This is a genomic window from Facklamia sp. P9177 (genome assembly GCF_050409585.1).
In the GTDB taxonomy this organism is placed as follows: Bacteria; Bacillota; Bacilli; order Lactobacillales; family Aerococcaceae; genus Facklamia.
Genome location: NZ_JBNUPE010000035.1, coordinates 1 through 1,793 on the forward strand (window position 1 = coordinate 1; position 1,793 = coordinate 1,793).

Sequence of the window (1,793 nt, forward strand, 5' to 3'; positions counted from 1 at the left end):
TTTAATAGATTGGACTTCTGTGTTTTTATGTACCAAAAAATAGGGTGGAAGGAAGTGTTTTTCTTCCATCCCCCCTATTTATTATAGAACTTTAAAAGCAGAGTAGGGAAGCAGAGCCAAGTAAAATAATGGATTGTGTAATTGAAATAAATTGGATATGAATTCAAAGCTTTGTTGTAAATACACTAATAAAAGTATATAATATAAGTGTAAATGCAACAAGGAGATGAATATAATGAATCATAGAAAGCAAATTGAAAGACATCTTAAAAAGTCAGGTGGTATTATAACATCTACTTATTGCAGAGAAAATAATATACCTACAGTATATTTAAGTAGACTAGTAAAAGAAGGAAAATTGTTTAGAGTTCAAAAAGGAATATATATTACTAAAGATGGTGATTATGATGACTACTATTTTTTTCAATATCAGTATAAAAAGGCAATATTTTCCTATGAGACAGCTTTGTTTATACTTGGAGTAACGGACAAAATTCCATGGATAATGGATGTTACAGTTTACAATGGCTATAAATTTAATGAAAAGCAAGATACACTTAATGTTAATTATGTAAAAAAATCTATTTATGACTTAGGCATTATCCAGAAAAAGACAATGTTTGGAAATACTGTTAATGTTTATTCCTACGAAAGAACACTTTGTGATTTTATTTCTAACAAAGAAAAAATGGATGTTGAAGTTTATGTAAAACTCATTCGTTCATATTCTAAATATAAGGATAAGGATATACATTCTCTTTATGAAATAGCAAGAAAAATGGGAATAGAAGATAAAGTAAAGGAAGTTATGGAGGTGGTATATGAATAAAGCAAAACTAACCGCTATTTGTCACAAGATAAGCAAAGAAACTGGACTTCCATTTAATTCAGTAATGCTATATTATTTTTTGGAAAGCATATTAAAAAAATTATCACAGAGTAAATATCATGAAAACTTTGTTTTTAAAGGAGGTTTTCTTCTATCTAATGTAGTAGGTATAGATTCAAGAAGTACAGTAGATATAGACTTTCTTTTGAGAAATATGCACTTATCAGAAGAAAATATATTAAAAATATTACAAGAAGCACTGGAAACAAAATCTTCAGATGATATATTCTATAAAACACATGGAATAAGTACAATTAAGGAAGATGACCAGTATGGAGGGTTTCGTGTAAGTATACTTTGTAGAATGGAGAATATAAGACAAATCGTACCTCTTGATATTGCAACAGGAGATGTTATTACACCCTATCCCATAGACTATAAATATATAAGTGCTTTTGGACAAAAAGATATTTTAATTAAAGCTTATCCCATAGAAACAATATTAGCAGAAAAAATTCAAACAATTTATTCAAGAGGATTTTTAAATAGCAGAAGTAAGGATTATTATGATCTTTATATAATTTATAAATTAAAAGATAAGGAAATAGAGATTGATATATTAAAAGAGGCTTGTATTCAAACATTTAACTATAGAAAAACGGAATTTGATACAGATAAAATCATCAGTCTAATGGAAATGTTAAAAACAGATGAAGCTTTTTTAAAAAGGTGGCAAGCGTATTCGAAGAAAAATCTCTACGCTAGAGACATAAAGTTTGAAGATGCCATAGATAATGGAATAAATATTATAGAAAAAATAAAAAATCAGTAGAGCTATGAAAAGATGAGAGATTGAAGATTTAAGGCTCTATGTCAAATAAGGTTGATGCTATCCAAGGAGATTAAGCCACTAACGGTTGCTTGGTCTCCTTTTCTTTTCTTCCTGACACATATAATCTTGATA

2 protein-coding genes are annotated in these 1,793 nt (G+C 28.0%); both read left to right on the forward strand.

What is annotated here, in order from left to right; genetic code table 11:
- The first annotated feature begins 235 nt into the window (after nucleotides 1–235).
- Nucleotides 236–829, forward strand: coding sequence for a type IV toxin-antitoxin system AbiEi family antitoxin domain-containing protein (locus tag ACQV18_RS09305; protein ID WP_428874601.1), 594 nt, complete (start codon nucleotides 236–238; stop codon nucleotides 827–829).
- Entirely contained in the window at nucleotides 822–1,661 is an 840-nt protein-coding gene (locus ACQV18_RS09310) for a nucleotidyl transferase AbiEii/AbiGii toxin family protein (protein ID WP_428874600.1), read from the forward strand. Before ACQV18_RS09305 ends, ACQV18_RS09310 begins: the two co-directional genes overlap by 8 nt.
- Nucleotides 1,662–1,793 lie beyond the last annotated feature (132 nt).